At 34.8% G+C, this 17,681-nt stretch carries 20 protein-coding genes, 1 riboswitch and 1 other annotated feature; of the genes, 4 read left to right on the plus strand and 16 right to left on the minus strand.

The annotated features are described in order from the left end of the window. Nucleotides 1–143: 143 nt before the first annotated feature. From tyrS to MKY00_RS25615, 5 genes are all read right to left on the minus strand, one after another. Nucleotides 144–1,403: a tyrosine--tRNA ligase gene (tyrS, locus tag MKY00_RS25595; RefSeq protein ID WP_001021077.1), complete on the minus strand. Its 1,260-nt coding sequence runs from the start codon at nt 1,401–1,403 to the stop codon at nt 144–146. A gap of 51 nt (nt 1,404–1,454) precedes the next feature. Then, nucleotides 1,455–1,670: a binding site (T-box leader), on the minus strand. Nucleotides 1,671–1,766: 96 nt separating this feature from the next. After that, nucleotides 1,767–2,684, minus strand: coding sequence for a UDP-N-acetylmuramate dehydrogenase (gene murB / locus MKY00_RS25600; protein ID WP_001057089.1), 918 nt, complete (start codon nt 2,682–2,684; stop codon nt 1,767–1,769). A 389-nt stretch (nt 2,685–3,073) separates the two neighbouring features. Next, entirely contained in the window at nt 3,074–3,469 is a 396-nt protein-coding gene (locus tag MKY00_RS25605; protein ID WP_000573649.1) for an SET domain-containing protein, read from the minus strand. Nucleotides 3,470–3,635: 166 nt separating this feature from the next. Further along, nucleotides 3,636–5,138 (minus strand): DUF4077 domain-containing protein, encoded by a 1,503-nt coding sequence (locus MKY00_RS25610; RefSeq protein ID WP_016718875.1) that lies wholly within the window; start codon nt 5,136–5,138, stop codon nt 3,636–3,638. A 25-nt stretch (nt 5,139–5,163) separates the two neighbouring features. After that, nucleotides 5,164–6,222 carry an endonuclease/exonuclease/phosphatase family protein gene (locus MKY00_RS25615; protein ID WP_000734866.1) on the minus strand — a complete coding sequence of 353 codons (1,059 nt, stop codon included), beginning with the start codon at nt 6,220–6,222 and terminating at the stop codon, nt 5,164–5,166. A 217-nt stretch (nt 6,223–6,439) separates the two neighbouring features. After that, nucleotides 6,440–6,499, plus strand: a riboswitch (Fluoride riboswitch). Nucleotides 6,500–6,553: 54 nt separating this feature from the next. Here MKY00_RS25615 and crcB (MKY00_RS25620) point away from each other — a divergent pair. Together crcB (MKY00_RS25620) and crcB (MKY00_RS25625) are read left to right on the plus strand one after the other, a co-directional pair. Continuing rightward, the gene (gene crcB / locus MKY00_RS25620; protein ID WP_016718876.1) at nt 6,554–6,958 is read left to right on the plus strand and encodes a fluoride efflux transporter CrcB; all 405 of its coding nucleotides are present in this window, start codon (nt 6,554–6,556) and stop codon (nt 6,956–6,958) included. Continuing rightward, nucleotides 6,955–7,311, plus strand: coding sequence for a fluoride efflux transporter CrcB (crcB, locus tag MKY00_RS25625; RefSeq protein ID WP_016718877.1), 357 nt, complete (start codon nt 6,955–6,957; stop codon nt 7,309–7,311). Before crcB (MKY00_RS25620) ends, crcB (MKY00_RS25625) begins: the two co-directional genes overlap by 4 nt. 32 nt (nt 7,312–7,343) lie before the next feature. On the opposite strand, the gene MKY00_RS25630 is transcribed toward crcB (MKY00_RS25625), so the two are convergent. The 4 genes from MKY00_RS25630 to MKY00_RS25645 all read right to left on the minus strand — a co-directional run bounded on the left by MKY00_RS25630 (nt 7,344) and on the right by MKY00_RS25645 (nt 9,316). Continuing rightward, complete coding sequence (locus tag MKY00_RS25630) at nt 7,344–7,583, minus strand: DUF3947 family protein (protein WP_061183365.1); 240 nt, start codon at nt 7,581–7,583, stop codon at nt 7,344–7,346. Nucleotides 7,584–7,649: 66 nt separating this feature from the next. Further along, nucleotides 7,650–7,886 carry a DUF3955 domain-containing protein gene (locus tag MKY00_RS25635; RefSeq protein ID WP_341035337.1) on the minus strand — a complete coding sequence of 79 codons (237 nt, stop codon included), beginning with the start codon at nt 7,884–7,886 and terminating at the stop codon, nt 7,650–7,652. A 134-nt stretch (nt 7,887–8,020) separates the two neighbouring features. After that, a complete protein-coding gene (gene speG / locus MKY00_RS25640) occupies nt 8,021–8,536 on the minus strand; it encodes a spermidine N1-acetyltransferase (protein ID WP_000076827.1) in 516 nt (171 codons plus the stop codon). Between the two features lie 228 nt (nt 8,537–8,764). Continuing rightward, on the minus strand, nt 8,765–9,316 hold the full coding sequence (locus tag MKY00_RS25645) for a PadR family transcriptional regulator (RefSeq protein WP_016718879.1): 552 nt from the start codon (nt 9,314–9,316) through the stop codon (nt 8,765–8,767). Between the two features lie 148 nt (nt 9,317–9,464). Here MKY00_RS25645 and MKY00_RS25650 point away from each other — a divergent pair, with 148 nt between their 5' ends. Together MKY00_RS25650 and MKY00_RS25655 are read left to right on the plus strand one after the other, a co-directional pair. Continuing rightward, complete coding sequence (locus tag MKY00_RS25650; RefSeq protein ID WP_016718880.1) at nt 9,465–10,625, plus strand: MFS transporter; 1,161 nt, start codon at nt 9,465–9,467, stop codon at nt 10,623–10,625. Further along, on the plus strand, nt 10,625–10,954 hold the full coding sequence (locus tag MKY00_RS25655; RefSeq protein ID WP_016718881.1) for a DUF1516 family protein: 330 nt from the start codon (nt 10,625–10,627) through the stop codon (nt 10,952–10,954). Before MKY00_RS25650 ends, MKY00_RS25655 begins: the two co-directional genes overlap by 1 nt. An 81-nt stretch (nt 10,955–11,035) precedes the next feature. Here MKY00_RS25655 and psiE read toward each other — a convergent pair whose 3' ends face one another. The 7 genes from psiE to MKY00_RS25690 form a co-directional block, all read right to left on the minus strand. Continuing rightward, entirely contained in the window at nt 11,036–11,440 is a 405-nt protein-coding gene (psiE, locus tag MKY00_RS25660; RefSeq protein ID WP_016718882.1) for a phosphate-starvation-inducible protein PsiE, read from the minus strand. 49 nt (nt 11,441–11,489) lie between these two features. After that, nucleotides 11,490–12,452 (minus strand): nuclease-related domain-containing protein, encoded by a 963-nt coding sequence (locus MKY00_RS25665; protein ID WP_016718883.1) that lies wholly within the window; start codon nt 12,450–12,452, stop codon nt 11,490–11,492. Nucleotides 12,453–12,796: 344 nt separating this feature from the next. Further along, nucleotides 12,797–13,549 (minus strand): iron ABC transporter ATP-binding protein, encoded by a 753-nt coding sequence (locus MKY00_RS25670; protein ID WP_000590065.1) that lies wholly within the window; start codon nt 13,547–13,549, stop codon nt 12,797–12,799. Continuing rightward, nucleotides 13,546–14,610, minus strand: coding sequence for an iron chelate uptake ABC transporter family permease subunit (locus MKY00_RS25675; protein ID WP_000631131.1), 1,065 nt, complete (start codon nt 14,608–14,610; stop codon nt 13,546–13,548). The genes MKY00_RS25670 and MKY00_RS25675 overlap by 4 nt, the downstream gene beginning before the upstream one ends. Then, on the minus strand, nt 14,607–15,623 hold the full coding sequence (locus tag MKY00_RS25680) for an ABC transporter permease (protein WP_000041834.1): 1,017 nt from the start codon (nt 15,621–15,623) through the stop codon (nt 14,607–14,609). Before MKY00_RS25680 ends, MKY00_RS25675 begins: the two co-directional genes overlap by 4 nt. 19 nt (nt 15,624–15,642) lie before the next feature. Beyond that, the gene (locus MKY00_RS25685; protein WP_016718884.1) at nt 15,643–16,656 is read right to left on the minus strand and encodes a siderophore ABC transporter substrate-binding protein; all 1,014 of its coding nucleotides are present in this window, start codon (nt 16,654–16,656) and stop codon (nt 15,643–15,645) included. Between the two features lie 331 nt (nt 16,657–16,987). Then, nucleotides 16,988–17,665 carry a response regulator transcription factor gene (locus MKY00_RS25690; RefSeq protein ID WP_016718885.1) on the minus strand — a complete coding sequence of 226 codons (678 nt, stop codon included), beginning with the start codon at nt 17,663–17,665 and terminating at the stop codon, nt 16,988–16,990. Nucleotides 17,666–17,681: the final 16 nt, after the last annotated feature.

Genomic DNA, 17,681 nt, shown 5'->3' on the forward strand with positions numbered 1-17,681 from the left:
CCTTTTGTCGGTAAATCGATATATCGAGAAAATCGCTGATATAATTCGAGTTACGGTCGATATATTTTAAAAATCGCCGATATAATTCGAGTTACGGTCGATATATTCGAAAAATCGCCGATATAATTTTTCCGTCTTGTTTACTATCCTAACTTCACAAGGCTGTAGTTCTTCTTCCCTTTACGAATAATAATAAATCGTCCATCAAATGAATTTTCTACCGTAACATCCGTACCTACATCCGTTACTTTTTCGCCATTCATAGAAATAGCTCCATTATTAATATCTTCGCGTGCTTGTCGTCTAGATGGTTCGATTCCTAAATCAACGAGCCATTCTACGATATTTTTCGTCTCTTTTGAAGACTGAAATGTTGGCATTTCTTTAAAGCCTTGTTCAATTTCATCGGCTGTTAACGATTTAATATCTCCGCTAAATAACGCTTCTGTAATTTTCACAGCTTGTAGCAACGCTTCTTCTCCATGAACGAATTTCGTCATTTCTTCCGCTAATACTTTTTGCGCTTCACGTTTATGAGGCTCTGTCTCTACCTTCACTGCCAACTCATCGATGCGCTCTTTCGTTAAGAACGTAAAGTATTTCAAGTATTTAACGACATCACGGTCATCTGTATTCACCCAGAACTGGTAAAATTCAAATGGTGTTGTTTTTTCAGGATCAAGCCAAACGGCACCACCTGCTGATTTACCAAACTTCGTACCATCAGATTTCAATAGTAACGGAATCGTCAATCCGAATACTTTCGCTTCGTGCCCTTCTAACTTACGAATTAAATCTAAACCACTCGTAATATTTCCCCATTGGTCACTACCGCCAATTTGCAGTTGAACATCTTCTTTCGTGTATAAATGATGGAAGTCCATCGCTTGCAGGATTTGGTACGTAAATTCTGTGAAAGAAATTCCTGTATCTAAACGACTTGCTACGATATCTTTTGCTAACATACTATTAATGCTAAAGTTTTTCCCGTAATCACGTAAAAACTCAATAATATTTATTTCATGTGTCCAATCGTAGTTATTTACCATCTTTACTTCGCTATTTCCGCCAAAATCAAATAGCTTTTTCATTTGTGCTGTTAACGCATCCACATTATGTTGAACTACTTCTAGCGTTTGAAGTTGGCGTTCTGATTGACGTCCACTTGGATCACCAATTGTTCCTGTTGCTCCGCCAATTAAAATAACCGGATGATGGCCAGCTAACTGAAATCTTTTCATCATCATAAACGGAATCAAATGTCCGATATGCATACTATCACCAGTCGGATCAACTCCGCAGTATAGCGAAATCTTTTTCTCTTCTACTAGCTTACGTAAACCTTCTTCGTCAGTCTGTTGATTAATGGCGCCGCGCCATTCTAATTCATCAATAATGTTCATTTTTTGTCATCCCCTTTATTTTTTAAAAACAAAAAATCCCTATGTCTATGACATAGGGACGATGATTCACCGTGTTACCACCCAGTTTGTATAAATAGCATAGCTACTCATACCACTCTCAGCAATAGTATCGATTGCCAATCCGCTTAGCATTACCTAAGATACTCCAGAGTGTAATTCACAAGTTTGTTTGTGCTAGGTTCCAGCATCCCCTAGCTCTCTCGTTAACAGTGACAAACTGCTACTGGGCTCTTTCAACGTATGTTATTTGTTAAATTATTAGCCATTATATTGAATTGCAAACAAATTGTCAACAATACCCAAATGTTATTTTAAAATAATTCGCAGTTTCATACGTATATGTTATTCTTTATCTTCTCCAATAATCCTTACTTCACGCTCTAACTTCACGCCAAATTTCTCTTCAACTGTTTTTTGTACAAAGTGAATTAAATCGATATAATCTTGTGCCGTTCCGTTATCAACATTCACCATAAATCCAGCGTGTTTTAGAGAAACTTCCACTCCACCAATTCGCTTACCTTGTAGTCCTGATTCTTGAATCAATTTACCAGCAAAGTTATTTGGTGGGCGTTTAAATACGCTACCGCATGAAGGGTATTCTAGAGGCTGTTTTGACTCACGTTTAAACGTTAAATCATCCATTTTTGCTTTAATTTCTTCATATACACCTTCTTCAAGTTCAAATCTCGCTTCAAGAATAATGTAATGGTTGTTCGCAAATACACTCTTACGATATCCAAATTCAAATGCTTCTTTCGTCAAAGTACGTAGCTCTCCATCACCTGTCATTACGACAGCTTCTGTTAATACAAACGAAATCTCACCGCCGTATGCACCTGCATTCATATATAATGCTCCGCCAACTGAACCTGGAATACCACAAGCAAACTCAAGACCCGTTAAGTTATGGTCTAGCGCAATACGCGATACGTCAATAATTGCTGCACCGCACTGTGCTACAATCGTCGTTCCTGTTACAGTAACACCTGTAATATGAATTAAACTTACTGTAATCCCGCGAATTCCACCATCTTTAATAATAACATTCGATCCATTTCCTAAAAACGTAACTGGAATATTATATTTGTTCGCATATTTAATAACTTCTTGAATTTCGTCATAATTTGTCGGCGCAACAAAAACATCTGCTTTTCCGCCAACTTTAATATGCGTATGATTCTTTAACATTTCATCTTGTTTCACATGACCTTCAGGCAATACCGTACTTAAATATTCATAAACCTCTTGCATATTCATTTTACGATTCCTCTATTTCTATATTCTTTTTATCCCGTTATACGGGCCCATAATATCCCCACATACATGAAATGAACCTAAAGTGGTGGATACAGTGTACCCAAAATCAATTCGAGACACCTATTAACCTCTTAATTTATAAGAGGTGCCACTCATATTAAAATATATATTGCATAATAAAGCAACCCAAATAGGCTACTAAACTTGACATGTCATCAGAAAGACAACAATTTGTAAAATATATTACTTTTTCAAAACACTACCCTTCAGTATCTTACTATACCACACGAAAATAAAGTGGTATTTTTTTGTAATTTTTGCTTTATTTTCATCAATAAAAAAGATGCTTTTACCTATGTAAAAACATCTTTTTCATTACTTATTTTAAATTACTTTTCGTTCTCTTCTTTTTCTTTATCAAACCATAACAGTTCATCGTTATCCACTTCACCATTATAATTGATTAAGATTTCTTCTCCTGCTTTTATATCTTTATAAGCATAGAAGTTAAATGTATGATTCTCAAAGACAATATCATACGTCGCATTCGGTGTATATGAATGATTGAATAACATGCCGTATCCTAAAAGGATTGCCGTATGATTAATCCCATACTCAAATGCGTAGTCAGCAAGTAATGTTTTCTCAATGTGTTCATGCTGTTCATTCGGGTAAGAGATAACTGGCGCTGCGTGTATCAACTCACCTTTTTTAATATCACGAGTTGCAAATACACCTCTATTAAATTCTCCATCACTAAGTTCAGAAGTCTTAACTTCGATCATATACGTCACCTATTTAATTCTTTCTTTGAAGTATTTTAATTCCGCTATTAGCTGAATTTCATCTTCTTAAGCTTGGCAGAAAACGAGCAGAAAAGCAATTAAAATCCGAGCAAGTCTTCGTTTAAATGAAAAAAGGGCACAAACGTTGTGCCCTTTTTAAGTGATATTACTTTTCTAAAATATTTTCTAACAATTTCACTTGCTCGCTAACAGTATGTAATGTCTTCACAGATGTATCATTTCGATGTTTTTCTTCTTCCACACTTGCTAACACTTCTTCTGTAGCTGCAGAAGTTTGCTGGATTACATTGGAAGCATGTGTAACATCCTTTACGATATTCGTCGTTTTAACTTGGAAACTTTCTTGATGACCAACGATTTCTCTCATTACATCATTAATTTCATCAATAAACTTCCCTAAATCCGTTACATTTGTTAAAACACTTACTAGCATTTCATTACATTCTTCTTGTACTCTTTCTGATTTCTCTACTTGCACTTCTACCTTACTTGCTTGATTACTAAAATCCTTCAAAATCCCTTGAATTCTTCCCGCAGAACGATTCGATTCCTCAGCAAGCTTTAATACTTCATTCGCTACAATAGCAAATCCTTTTCCATGCTCACCTGCTCTTGCAGCTTCAATATTTGCATTTAAAGCTAGCAAACTCGTCTGACTTGAAATATTCGTTATTACATCTACAATTTCATTAATTTGTTTCGATTGCATCATTAAATCTCTAAATATAATTCCTGATTGTGAAACAACATCATTTAAACTTCTCATATTCGCTTCAAAACTTCGTAGAGTATGTACACTACCTTTTGAAATTTCTAAGCTTTCATCAACACGAATCGATGCATTTCTTACTTGAGAAATGATTTGTTCAATATTTCCCTCCATATCGTTCAATACTTCTACCGAACGATGGATCATCTCTGATTGTGATTGCGTGCCAACTGCTACCTCTTCAAAAGCAAAATTGATTTCACTCATTGACTCCATCGATGTATTCATATTTTGTCTTAAATAATTGAAATTACGATCTAGTTTCACAACCGTTTCCTCAATAAGCCTTTGCGTTTCTTCTAACTCCTGAGCTTTTCTCATTACTTCTTGCTTCTCATCACTTAAACGAGCCAGTAAGTTAGAACCAATTTTCGTGACGCCCCACATAGCGATTGTCACGATCGCTAACAAGCTTGCGAAGTTTACAGCTTCAGATGCTGCTGTATAAGCAAAAAATTGCTCTGGCCAATAACTACAAAGAATAAATGTGATTACAACTGCCACTCCGCCGAGAATTACAACGAGACGTTCACTTAAATAAATAAGTGAAACGGCTAGTGTAAAATAGACCATTTGAAATACAGCTGGGCTTTCATTAAAAGCTTGTACCATAATGAAAGACATCGTAAGTAACATAAACGTCATGATATATTTATACATCGCTTCCATGCTTTCTATAAAAGTAAGAAGCGTTCCAAATACAACGACAGAAATACCACAAACCCAAAATGCGATTGCTCTCTCTGTAAAAATATATCCGTAATACCCAATCGCGATGATTCCAAGGAAGAAACTACAAATTGTAATAAACAGCAATAAATGATTTTTCTGTGATTCTTTCTCAAGGTTAGAAAAACAAGTTTTCTTTAACCATTCCATATATAGTCCCACCTTCTGCACTTAATTACTTCAGCTTAAATACCGCACTCACTGGGTTATGATCACTATTTTCAAACTTTAAATCTTTTCCTTGCACATTTACAATCTCAACATTCGGTGAAACGATAAAGCCATCAATAATCGTGACGAAGTTTTCACCTTCTACATACTTCTTCACATCGTCTCTCACCGTCATAACAGATGAGTCTACAGCCCACTTAAAGCCACCATCAGTAAAGTCCTTCGGTAACTCTACCAACCATTCAGGACGCTCTTTCACAAACTTCGGATCACTTAATTGAACGTTAGAAAGTAATTGATTCCAATCTCCGCCCATTATTACGTAATCACCATTTTTATAATGCTTGTTCATATATTCTTTTAAAAACTCTACTTGCTGTTTTCTAATTTTCCCGCCTTCATCGTACGCAGACAAATGTAAATTTACGAGTCTAACAAACTTCCCATTACTAACAGGAATTTTATGCTCAACAATCGCTCGATCTAAATCAAACAAACGCTTCGGCCAAGGCTCCATTCCAGGAAGCTGGAACCTCTCTGCTGTTTGAACTTTATATTTAGAAAATGTACTTAATCCAGCCTCCGCATATCCCATTGGACTTGTAATTGGGACAGGGACCCATTTTGTATCATAGTTCTTTCCGAACGATGAAGCATAATCAGGTAATCCATTTTTCAAAAATTCATGCCCATTTACATCAAAAGATCGCATTGATTTTATATCGACTTCTTGTAATAACGCAAAATCACTATTCTCATTTTGTAAAAACGAAAGCATATTCTTTAAGTTAACTTCCGTTTGCTCTTTACTACTTGAACCAGACCCCTTTCCTCCATCCATAAAGAAGTCTTGGTCCTTATCTAATCCGGCATATCCAATATTAAATGTTGTAACTTTAAATTCATTTCCTGTCGCTAATACGCGCTCTTTATTATTTTCCACCTTCAAACTTACAACATCAGCAGGCTGTTCTTTAGTAAGTGTCATATACCCTAAAAAACCACCTACAACTCCTACCCCTACTAAAATACATATAAGTACTATTTTTAATAACTTCTTCAAATAAACGCCCCTTTTCTAAAACACATAACTTAATTATCTTTATTTTCAGTTAACTAAAACTGAATGACAGACATAACAAATATTTTATCATATCAAAAACCTTATATCACTATATTTAGTTTATAAACAACAATTCTTGCTCTTACATTATCAAAAATACAAAATCCCCTAACTCCTTCACTGGAAATCAAGCGCAATGTTTAGTACACTATATGTAATAATTATAGGCGATGGAGTTCGCCATAAACGCTGCTTAGCTAATGACTCCTACCAGTATCACTACTGGTAGGAGTCTATTTTTTTGAGCAAGCTATTTAAAGAGGTGAGAAAATTGATTTATATTATCGTTGGCATTGCTGGCATATTAGGGGCCCTTTCTCGTTATTATTTAGGTCTTACGATTCAGGAATTTTGGCATCATACATTTCCACTAGCTACATTACTCATTAACTTAGTTGGCTGCTTCTTATTAGCATGGCTGACTACGTATATCGCTCAGCGAAACATCTTGCCTGCAGAAATTATCACAGGCATCGGGACTGGATTCATCGGTTCCTTTACGACATTTTCAACATTTAGTGTAGAGACTATTCAATTGATCAATCATTCCGAGTGGAGCATAGCCTTCTTATATGTATCATGCAGCATACTTGGTGGCCTCATTATGTCTGGACTTGGCTATACATTAGGTGATTTCTTAATTAAGAAACATCTTACGGAAGGTGATCATTTATGATAGAAGCTTTATTAGTAGCAACAGGAGGATTTTTCGGTGCCATTACACGATTTGCAATTAGCAATTGGTTTAAAAAAAGAAATAAAACTCCCTTTCCAATCGCTACATTTCTCATTAATATAACAGGAGCGTTTTTACTCGGATATATAATTGGCAACGGAGTCACTACAGGTTCGCAATTATTGTTAGGCACTGGATTTATGGGTGCCTTCACGACATTTTCAACATTTAAGCTAGAGTCCATTCAGCTCTTCAATCGTAAAAACCTTAGCATACTATTTCTATATTTAAGTGCTACTTATATCATTGGTATCCTCTTTGCATTCCTCGGAATGCATCTAGGCAGAATATAAAAAGAAAGCGACTCTTATCAGTCGCTTTCTTTTTATAAGAAGTAAGTCCCGCCATATGGAATGGAAAACACCCCCGCTGGATGCACATCATAATGCACACTTTGCATTGGAAGTTGTGAGTATGGCATATACTGTCCTTGCATCATTTGTGCCAAATATGCTTGTTGCTGCATTTGAATCACTTGATTCACAGCATGAATGGTTCCCTGTGCGCCAGCTAAAGTAATAGCTGCTCCTACTTGTCTTCCATTATAAAAATGATGGTTCATCATGATTCATCTCACTTATTCTTTTTCTTCCATATGGTATGTTTCTATCTCATAGTGAGTGTTTTGTCCCTATCTATTGCCCTTTTTCAGCTTTGAAGTAATAAATCCAAATAATAATACACCAATACCGCTAAAGGACAATACATAACTTATTGGTACTAGGAAAAAGAAAGGTTCTTCAAGGAATCCATTCGCTCCTACTTTACTGTTTGAAGCATGTATAGCTAAAGTAATAATCGCTAAAATCATGAAAGAAATAGCTACTACATATTTGTTTTTCATCTTGTACTCTCCTTTAATTTTCATTGATCTTATTACCATCATAATAAGCCCGACAGTATCACAAGTCAATAATTATTTATTGTTTTTCGATAAATAATTTCTGTTTACATTACAAAAAAAGCTATAGACACAATATTATCTATAGCTTTTTCAATCGGTTATTTCGTTCCAAAGTATGCCTTTTGGAACATACACATCCTTATTGCATTATGATAGTTACCATCCACGAAAAACTCGTCTAGCAGTTCACCTTCCACCATAAATCCAACCTTTTTATAAACATGTACAGCTTTTTCATTCTCTTTATCAACAACTAAATAGAGTTTATGCATATTTAATACAGAAAAAGCGTAATCCATCGCTAAACGCGTCGCTTCCGCTGCATAACCATATCCTTGATAGTTCGGATCAATAATAATTTGGAATTCCGTTCTACGGTGAATATAATCGATTTCTACTAACTCAACTAATCCAACCATTTCATTGTCCTTTTCAACGATAAATCGGCGTTCGCTTTGATCATGTATATGTTTATCGTATAAGTCTTGCAGCTCTACAAATGCCTCATACGGCTCTTCAAACCAATACGACATAATATGTGCATTATTATTCAGTTCGTGTACAAACTTTAAATCTTCTCGCTCTAATGGACGCAATTTCAATTCCTGACTCATTTCTATAACCTCCAAGTAAAAGAAACCTCTTCACTTAATTTCTCAATTTTTTTCAATTTCAAACGCCCTATTTACATTGTAAACTTTCAAGTAACTTAAAGGTCAAGATTTAATCAGCCCGATCCCCACCTAACTTCTTTGCTTTCGCTGCATTTTGAGGTGGGGGTCTTACTGCCCATTAAAGCGGGATAAAAAAGTAGTGCAAACCTTTGTCTGCACTACCTTCTCTTACTCTTCTTCTCGTAATGTTTCTAACACTTCAATTGCCCATTCACACCAGTCGATGTACATTTTTGAATACCTTATTCCATATTCAACAGTAATATACTCTCCGATTACCTGTTTACGAATAGACGACTGATCCGGAAAACTATAATCTTTCCATTTTTGAGTTTCCCGTATTACATGCGCTTCTCTATCAATTATCTTCTGTAATAGTGAAATAGCTTCACCTACTGAAATAACATTAAAACTTGAGGCTTTTAATAAAAACTCATCCTTTATACGTTGGGGCTTCGTTTTCGAATGAATAATCCATTCAACAAGAGCCTTTTCCCCCTCTTTCGTCAAAGAATATATTTTTTTATTTGGACTTCCTTCTTGATAAATATATTCGAACGTAACCAGGTTATCCTGCTCCATTTTTGATAATTCTTTATACACTTGTGAATGACTTGAATTCCAAAAATAAATGAGTTGTTCTTGAAACGTATGATACAAGTCATAACCAGTTTGTTCTTTTTTTGAAAGTAGTCCAAGTAATGCATAACGAATAGACATTCTTAATTCTCCTAACCGGACTTTGAAATTATGAATAATTTGTTTCAATTTTATTATATCGATTGTACTCCTTTTAATAAACCATTATTATAACCATATGACTATTTAGTCATATGTCATTTAAATAATAAAAGGAAAGGAGGATATGATGAAAAGGAATATACTTCCGTTAATGACCGTTCAATTTTTTATCTTTTTAGGATTCGGCATGATTATCCCTGTTCTACCAGAAATCATTACAAATTTACATGTACCGTCACATCATTTAGGGATGCTGTTATCTTCTTATTCGCTTGCTTCATTCTTAACAGCTCCACTTTGGGGAAAGATTGCTGATCGAGCTGGTCGGCGTCCTGTACTACTAATTGGTATACTCGGATATTCCATTAGTTTTTTCTTAACAGGTTTACTGATTGATAATGTAACTGGCTTATACATCACAAGAAGCCTAAACGGATTATTTGCAGGGGCATTATACACCGCTGCAACAGCTTCCATTGTCGATATGACCAATGAAAATGAGCGTAATCGTTATATAGGACTGATGGGTGCTTGCATTGGCATGGGCTTTATTGTCGGGCCAGCAATTGGCGGTATGCTAAGCCATTTTGGAAATGCGGTTCCTTTCCAAATTGCTAGCAATCTTCTTCTCATTTTATTTCTCTATACATGTTTTACTTTTAAAGAGAGTTTAAACAATGCAGAAGAAAAACATGCTGAAAATCCATTAAAAAAATTCATTCGTTTACCAGCCGCATCAATTGGATTATTTTTCATTACCTTCACAATTTCTATGGCATTAGCTGGATTAGAAGGCACTTATCAACTATTTGGTAAACAAGCAATCGGCATTACACCATTACAAATTGGCATAATTTTTTTAGCAAGCGGCCTAGTAGATGCATTTATACAAGGTGGACTCATACGCTACATTCGTAACGGAGATGAAAAACGCTACATTATAATCGGACAAATCATTTCTGCAACAGGCTTATTTTTAATCCCATTCATTACGAACTTACTATGGGCTGGTATTTGTTTATCCATCTTCACAGCTGGAAACGCACTCGTACGAACATGTACCTTATCCTTTTTAACAAAACAAATAAAAAGTGATCACGGTACCATTTCAGGCTTAAATTATTCATTTGACAGTTTAGGAAGAATTATCGGACCAGTATTTTTCACAATGATATTTACATCACAAGGGGCAATATCTTTCATAATAGGCGGCATGATAACGATACTTTCTATCGGATTCGTAATCCTATTTTCAAAAAAACAACATACATACGGGAGTGAACTGTAATGCTTAATACTTTTTATCAAATTCACGCGGGATCATGGGCAATTCTTATCATCTTATTTATTATGAGTTACATGCTTAACAAACAAGAATTTACACTGTGGGGGCAACGTGCATTTTATGTTCTTATGTTAGGTTCAGGAATCGGAATGGTAGTTATTCAAAACTTCCCTGTCATTTCTATGATAAAAGCAGTATTCGCTCTTATCCTTATTATGTCGATGGAAATTCTCGTAGCAAGAAAAAGAAGAGGACAAACTCATACGTTATGGTGGGGTGTATTTGCTATCACGTTCATCGTTATTTTATTAATCGGATTTCATATTATATAAAGTGAAACTTTAATCAGTGGGGGGTCTTACAGCCCATTAAAGCGGGATAAAGCAAAAACCCCTAAATATAGGGGTTTTTTACTACTCTTTTCTCAAATCCCTCATATTAGATATGTATAAAGCGATAACTAAAATAAGAATTGCTCCTGCGTATAATAACGTCTCCATCGGTTCCTCATGAGACACAATAATCAATCGAATTAACGCCGTGATTCCAATATAAATAAAATAACGTAACGGAAAATGGTAGTTCGACTTAAAATACTTAATAATCAATGCGATGAACTCGAAGTATAAGAAATAGACGATAATACTTTCAACCAATTTATACGACGTATATTCCTTTGTTGAAAATATGTATTGAATAAAAGTAATCGTCTCGTTAATTAAAAAAATAGATAAGACAATGGATAATATAATTAACGCTATATTTAATATCCACTGTAAAACACTCGCGATAAAATGATCAATATTAAATGATTTCATTTTCTCATTAAACTCCCCTTCGTATAAGTACATATTTATTATAGCAAAATTATAATTGGAGATGGGTTAAATCATATTTTCGCCCTTTGTTGGTGCCGGTGTGTGGGATGTTCATTGTTTTGAGGAGTCTTTTAACCGCAGAACTAGATTGCATATTAAGAAAGTCCCTCAATTTGCTATTGGTAGTTATTGTTCCAAACAGAAGTGTGTAGTCTTGTAAAGCACGTAAATGAGCATTTTTAGACGTACTATTACAGTTTGAGCAACGCCAGCCCTGTTTTTCTTTTAACATTGCCATTGTAAAACATTCCTCACACTGCACGCCCTTTAGTAATTCCTCTTTTTTTAATTTATATTGTGCCAAAATATTTTGTCGTTGCGGAATGTGCTCATTCATAATCTGATTTATAAGTCCATCTACATTACCAATTATATCTTCTTTATATTGATTTTCCATTTGTTTGATTCTATTAGGTAAATTTGCACCGTGGATAATTTTATTAGGAAGCATTTCATCTGAAGTTTTAATAATTGTACGAGGAGAACTAATTACAATGAGAGATTCAATCGGAATATTATATAAACCATGCAAACTCAGCCATTTTCTCAGCTGCATCTCTTGCCGTTTCACTTGTAAAAGCGGATCTGGAAAACCCTCTTCTGAAGCACCATCTACGATTCGAATGAGTTGATTAAACTTTGCATCAAAAATTAACGTACCAATGATATTTTTTATTTCAAGAAAAAGAAGAAAACATGAGGAAATTATGAGGGCATCAATTTGGAAATAATGTTTCTGATCAAACAATCTAATGTCATGTAAAATGCTATATTTTGTTTCAGATAGAAAACTAAGCGGATATTCAATTGCCTGCTCTCCTTTATAGCCAGCCATAAATTTCGCTAAATTTTCAGCCACCACGTTCCTTTTTGGATGATGAGCAGGCAATCTTCTAAGTAAAGCTTCTAATTGGAGCAAATGTACGGGCATTTTCCGTTCTTTCACAATCATCTTTATCCCCTCCAAAATATATCAGCGATTTTTCAAATATATCAGCGCAACTCCAATTATATCGGCGATTTTCGAAATATATCAGCGCAACTCAATTTATATCAGCGATTTTCATAATATATCGACTTACCGACAAAAAACGACACAACAAACACTCATAAACAGTATATCACCACATCTAAAATCGCACTGTAAGCATAATGTTACTCCTCCCTTTTGATTACGACATTTTAAAAACGAGAGAATCACATTCACCTTATGTAAAATAACTTTTTTATAAATGCAATCGCAAAAAAGCTGCTACCTACAAAATATAGACAGCAGCTACAGTATACATTTTATAACTAATAAACAGCGATCGGCCCATAAGGACCATCAATAATCTCTATTTTTGTTTCAAAAATATCTGTTAAAAGCGTTGGGTCCATAACTTCTTCTACTGTTCCAAAAGCAGCAATTTGTCCATCTTTCATAGCACAAATTTTGTCAGAGTATTTTGCTGCAAAATTTATGTCATGCATAACAGTCAAAATTGTTCTTCCGAATTCATTAGCTGCACGTCTCAAATGCTCCATCATTTGAACAGAACGAGCAACATCAAGGTTGTTCAAAGGTTCGTCCAAAAGTACATATTCAGTCTCTTGGCACAATACCATCGCTACATATGCCCTTTGTCTTTGACCACCAGAAAGCTCATCTAAATATCTATTCTCTAAATTCGTTAAATCTAGGAAGTCGATATATTTAGAAATAATAACTTCATCCTCTTTCGTTAATCTTCCCTTTGAATAAGGAAAGCGTCCAAATCCAACTAATTGTCTAACAGTAAGCCTCGTTACAAAATGATTTTCTTGTCGCAATATAGTCAAAACTTTTGCTAAGTCTTTTGATTTGGATTCAGAAACATCCATATTTGCTACTTGGATTTGACCTTCATCCATATCTAAAAGTCTTCCTATCATCAAAAGTGTCGTAGACTTTCCAGCACCATTTGGTCCAATTAAAGAAGTAAAGCCCGCTTTTGGTATTTCAATATCCAAAGGTCCTATTTTTACCTTATCAGTATAGAACTTTTTAACATTATCGATTTTTATCATAAAGCCCTCTTCCTTAAAACTATAGTTAAGAATATAATTCCACCAAATAATTCAATAATAACTGAAACTACACCTTGAGCATTGAATACATGATACATTAAAAAGTATGCGCTCGTCATTATTAAAAATCCGATTGCAAAAGCCATTGGGAAAATATATCTATGATCATAAGTTGCCGCCGCCTGATAACTCAAAGTTGCTACTAAAAACCCATAGAAAGTAAGTGGCCCAATTAAAGCTGTTGAAATAGACATTAAAATAGCTACTAATACAAGCGTATAAATTACACTAGGTTGATATTTAACTCCAAAGGAAGTAGCAACATCCTTTCCTAGTGATAACACATTTAAATTCTTAGAATGAGCAAAAATTAATACTGCTACAATTATAATCATCGGAATGACAATAGGAAAATATGCAGGATCTGCATGATTAACAGAACCAAATAATTTTGCTTGTAAAAGATCAAACTCTGAAGGCGCAAGTAACTTTCTCATGAAAGTTGACATAGAATTTAGTCCAGCACCAATAATAATCCCGACTAAAAGCATAAGTTGTAAATTTCCGTATTTACCGGAAAGTAGCCATCCATAAAGTATCAAACTCATGAGGACCATAACAAAAATTTGAAATAAAAATGGACCAATCCCAGTAAAATTGATCAATGCACTAGCACCAAAGAAGAATATTGTACTCGTGTGAATTGCTGAATAAAGTGATTCGAAACCTAAAAGCGAAGGCGTAATAATCTTATTATTCGTAATGGATTGGAAAGCAACTGTCGACAAGCTATGGCAAACAGCTGCAATAATCATTGCAACAATAGCTACAATCCTTCTCTTAACAACTGGGATAAAAGAAGGTGAATCTATCGGAACTGGATTGTTATACACTAACAGTCCATATGAAGAAAGGAGGCCTAAAGCAATCAATGTTATCAGTACAATCCAATAACGTCTTGCTTCCTTCTTAGAACGAAAAGCGCTAGCTGATCTACTTTCATTATGAAGGCTAGAATCGACTTCGACATTTTCTTTATTTCTATAATCTAATGTGATCATCGTGGCCTCCTTGGTTTTCTTTTTCTCAATAAAATAGTAATAAACACGACTGCTCCCACTGATGCCAGTATTAAAGAAACAGGTAATTCAAAAGGCTTTATAATTGTTCGAGAAATGATATCACAGGCAGTTATTGTACCCATTCCGATCAGACACACCCAAGGTAAATTACTTCTAAGATCATCACCTCTAAACATGGAAACAATATTTGGAACAATTAACCCTAAGAAAGGTAAGTTTCCAATAACAGCTGCAACAATCCCAACGGCAAAAGAAATAAGGGCCGTTCCAAAAAGAACAATTCGATTGTAATTAACGCCAAGGCTTGTTGCGACATCTTCTCCTAGTCCAGCTAAAGTCAATCTATTCGCATACATAAAAATAAGCAAAGTAACGATAACAATCAGCCATAAATATTCGTATCTTCCCACCTGAATGTTAGCAAATGAACCTACAAACCAAGTTTCAATACTTTGCGTCATTTGAAAAAGGAGTCCCAAAAAAGTAGACACTGCAGAAATAACTGCTCCCAGCATCAATCCAATAATCGGGACAATTAAAGACGAACGAAGCTTAACTCTTCTTAAAAATAGAAAGAAAATCATAGTTCCTATAAAAGAAAAAATGATTGCACCAGTCATTCTTTGAACTAAAGTCGGGGCAGGAAATAGTAAATACACAAAAAGCAGGCCTAAGCCTGACCATTCAATAGTCCCCGTTGTAGTAGGTTCAACAAATCGATTTTGTGTAATAAGTTGCATGACAAGCCCTGCCATCGCCATTGCAGCTCCAGTAAGCATTAATGCAACTGTTCTCGGAACACGAGTGATGAAAAACATCTCCATTCCGTCCTCTTGTCCACGTATATCATAAACGCCAGTAAACAGTGATATAATCCCTAAAATTAGAACAACTATAATCGCTATTATAAAAGATTTTGTCCATAATTTATTGTGATTATAAAACTGGGGTTGAGAAATATTCTCAACCCTAGAAATTATATTTTTTGACACTGCTTCGTACCCCTTTACACTACTTAGCTAAAGTTTTTGCGATATTTCCAAATAACTCTATATAAGTCTGAATTGATTCATTTGTGTAAGTATCTGCTGGTGCATAAATAACTTGTTTTTTAGAAACAGCAGTTGTGTTTTGAAGAGCTGGTGATTTAGAAATAACATCCTGAGCAGGAGCTGACTTAGCTGCATCAGATGTTGCTGCATCACGATCTAATACGAACAGCCAATCAGGATTTGTTTGTGCAATAGCTTCAACAGAAACGTCGTCACCTTTATGACCTGCAGTAGAATTAGAAACTTCTAATGCCGGAGTCCAACCGAAAATTTCATACATTGGTCCCCAAACACGACCAGTATGTGGAGCAGCAAAACCAATATTACCACCAGTAACGATAACACTCATAACTTTATCTTTTCCGTTATAAGCAGATTTTGCATTTTCAATAGATTTATCAAAATCAGCTACTAATTTTTTAGCTTCTTTATCTTTATCAAAGATTTTTCCTAAAGTAACAGTAGAATCTTTAAGTCCTTTTACTAAGTTTTCTCCAGGCTTAGTAGCCTTCTCAGAAACATCAACATTAAGATCAATAACTGCTGCATTTGGTACTAATTTTTTGATTTCTTCGTAATGGCTAGCAAATCTTTGACCAACGATTACAAGGTCAGGGTTTGCAGCTGCGATAATTTCAAGATTTGGTTCACGGTGATTCCCGATATTTTGAACTTTTTCATCCTTTTTATATGCTGAATCAGCAGGCATGACATCCTTTGGAGCAGCCGCTAATTTAATTCCCCAATCAGCTAAAGTTTCAAACGTTCTATTATCTAAAGCAACTACATTCTTTGGATTTACAGGAACTGTAACTTTTCCATGCGCATCAGTGATTTCTACTGTTTTTGGCTTATCACTACCATTATCTTTAGTAGCCTTCGAAGTTTCTTTACCTGAATCTGAGCAGGCTACTAACATTAAAGTGAAAACTGCTAGAATACTTACTAATTTTAAAAGCATAGTTTTTTTCATACGTATACTCCTTATTATGTAATTTATTTCGAAAATGATGACTTCCAAAGATTGAATTAGATAGTAACTACTATTCACCTAAATCAATATTGATAATCATTTTCATTTGAATATCCTGTAAATAAGTATAGTCATTAATTCTGTGAAAATCTTGTGAATGGTGTGAGTTAATAAAATTAAACATAACTTAAATATAATCTCAACTAATGCGCAACAAATTCATCCCCCACACGTACTAACCAGTAGATTAGCACCTTATAAACTGTGATTTCTACTGTAAAAAAAATGACCATTAATAGCTAATTTTTCATATTTCACATAAACTATTTTATCATTCAATCATTGAATAGCCTCTGCCATGTATCGTTTGAATATATCTGTCTTTCTTCTCACACTTTAACTTTTTTCTTACATATCCAATATATAAGTCTACTACATTTGGATTTACTACTACGTTATATCCCCAAACCTGATTCAAAAGCATTTCACGGCTCAATATTGTGTTTTTATTCTTGATTAAAAATACAAGTAAGTCGTACTCGCGTTTCGTAAGCGAGAGATTTTTACCGCCTTTTTTCACAATATTGCTAGATACATCAACAAGGAGATCTTTAAACTGAACAAAATTCGGCTCATTTTGCTGAGTATAATCACTTCGCCTTAAAATAGCTTGAACTCTTGCTACTAATTCTTCTTTCGCAAATGGTTTTCTTATATAATCATCCGCTCCTGCTTGTAACCCTGCTACGCAATCCTTGCTAGAAATATTGTCGGTCACAATAATGATCGGTGTCATTTTAACAAGTCGTATTTGCCTGCAAATTTCTGGTCCGGACATGCTTAATGAATCCCAATCTAATATGATAATATCCCAATCTTGTTCATATACTATATTTAAACCTTCGTTTTCATTGTGAAGTTTTAAAATGAAATGGCCTTCTTGCTTTAAACCACTTACGATTTTCTTCGCTAAAGACCGTTCATTCTTAATTACTAACACCTGCCTCACCGATGGTTCACCTCTA

It is taken from the genome of Bacillus sp. FSL R9-9834, assembly GCF_038006905.1.
Taxonomy (GTDB): domain Bacteria; phylum Bacillota; class Bacilli; order Bacillales; family Bacillaceae_G; genus Bacillus_A; species Bacillus_A pacificus.

Bases quoted from the DNA above. Each gene is read 5' to 3' on its own strand.
- psiE (WP_016718882.1), bottom strand. From the start codon at position 11,440: ATGAAATCATTTAATATTGATCATTTTATCGCGAGTGTTTTACAGTGG.
- MKY00_RS25635 (WP_341035337.1), bottom strand. From the start codon at position 7,886: ATGAAAATTAAAGGAGAGTACAAGATGAAAAACAAATATGTAGTAGCT.
- MKY00_RS25670 (WP_000590065.1), bottom strand. From the start codon at position 13,549: ATGATAAAAATCGATAATGTTAAAAAGTTCTATACTGATAAGGTAAAA.
- MKY00_RS25675 (WP_000631131.1), bottom strand. From the start codon at position 14,610: ATGATCACATTAGATTATAGAAATAAAGAAAATGTCGAAGTCGATTCT.
- MKY00_RS25645 (WP_016718879.1), bottom strand. From the start codon at position 9,316: ATGTCTATTCGTTATGCATTACTTGGACTACTTTCAAAAAAAGAACAA.
- MKY00_RS25665 (WP_016718883.1), bottom strand. From the start codon at position 12,452: ATGATTGTGAAAGAACGGAAAATGCCCGTACATTTGCTCCAATTAGAA.
- murB (WP_001057089.1), bottom strand. From the start codon at position 2,684: ATGAATATGCAAGAGGTTTATGAATATTTAAGTACGGTATTGCCTGAA.
- MKY00_RS25685 (WP_016718884.1), bottom strand. From the start codon at position 16,656: ATGAAAAAAACTATGCTTTTAAAATTAGTAAGTATTCTAGCAGTTTTC.
- crcB (WP_016718877.1), top strand. From the start codon at position 6,955: ATGATAGAAGCTTTATTAGTAGCAACAGGAGGATTTTTCGGTGCCATT.
- speG (WP_000076827.1), bottom strand. From the start codon at position 8,536: ATGAGTCAGGAATTGAAATTGCGTCCATTAGAGCGAGAAGATTTAAAG.
- MKY00_RS25610 (WP_016718875.1), bottom strand. From the start codon at position 5,138: ATGGAATGGTTAAAGAAAACTTGTTTTTCTAACCTTGAGAAAGAATCA.
- MKY00_RS25650 (WP_016718880.1), top strand. From the start codon at position 9,465: ATGAAAAGGAATATACTTCCGTTAATGACCGTTCAATTTTTTATCTTT.
- tyrS (WP_001021077.1), bottom strand. From the start codon at position 1,403: ATGAACATTATTGATGAATTAGAATGGCGCGGCGCCATTAATCAACAG.
- MKY00_RS25655 (WP_016718881.1), top strand. From the start codon at position 10,625: ATGCTTAATACTTTTTATCAAATTCACGCGGGATCATGGGCAATTCTT.
- MKY00_RS25605 (WP_000573649.1), bottom strand. From the start codon at position 3,469: ATGATCGAAGTTAAGACTTCTGAACTTAGTGATGGAGAATTTAATAGA.
- MKY00_RS25630 (WP_061183365.1), bottom strand. From the start codon at position 7,583: ATGATGAACCATCATTTTTATAATGGAAGACAAGTAGGAGCAGCTATT.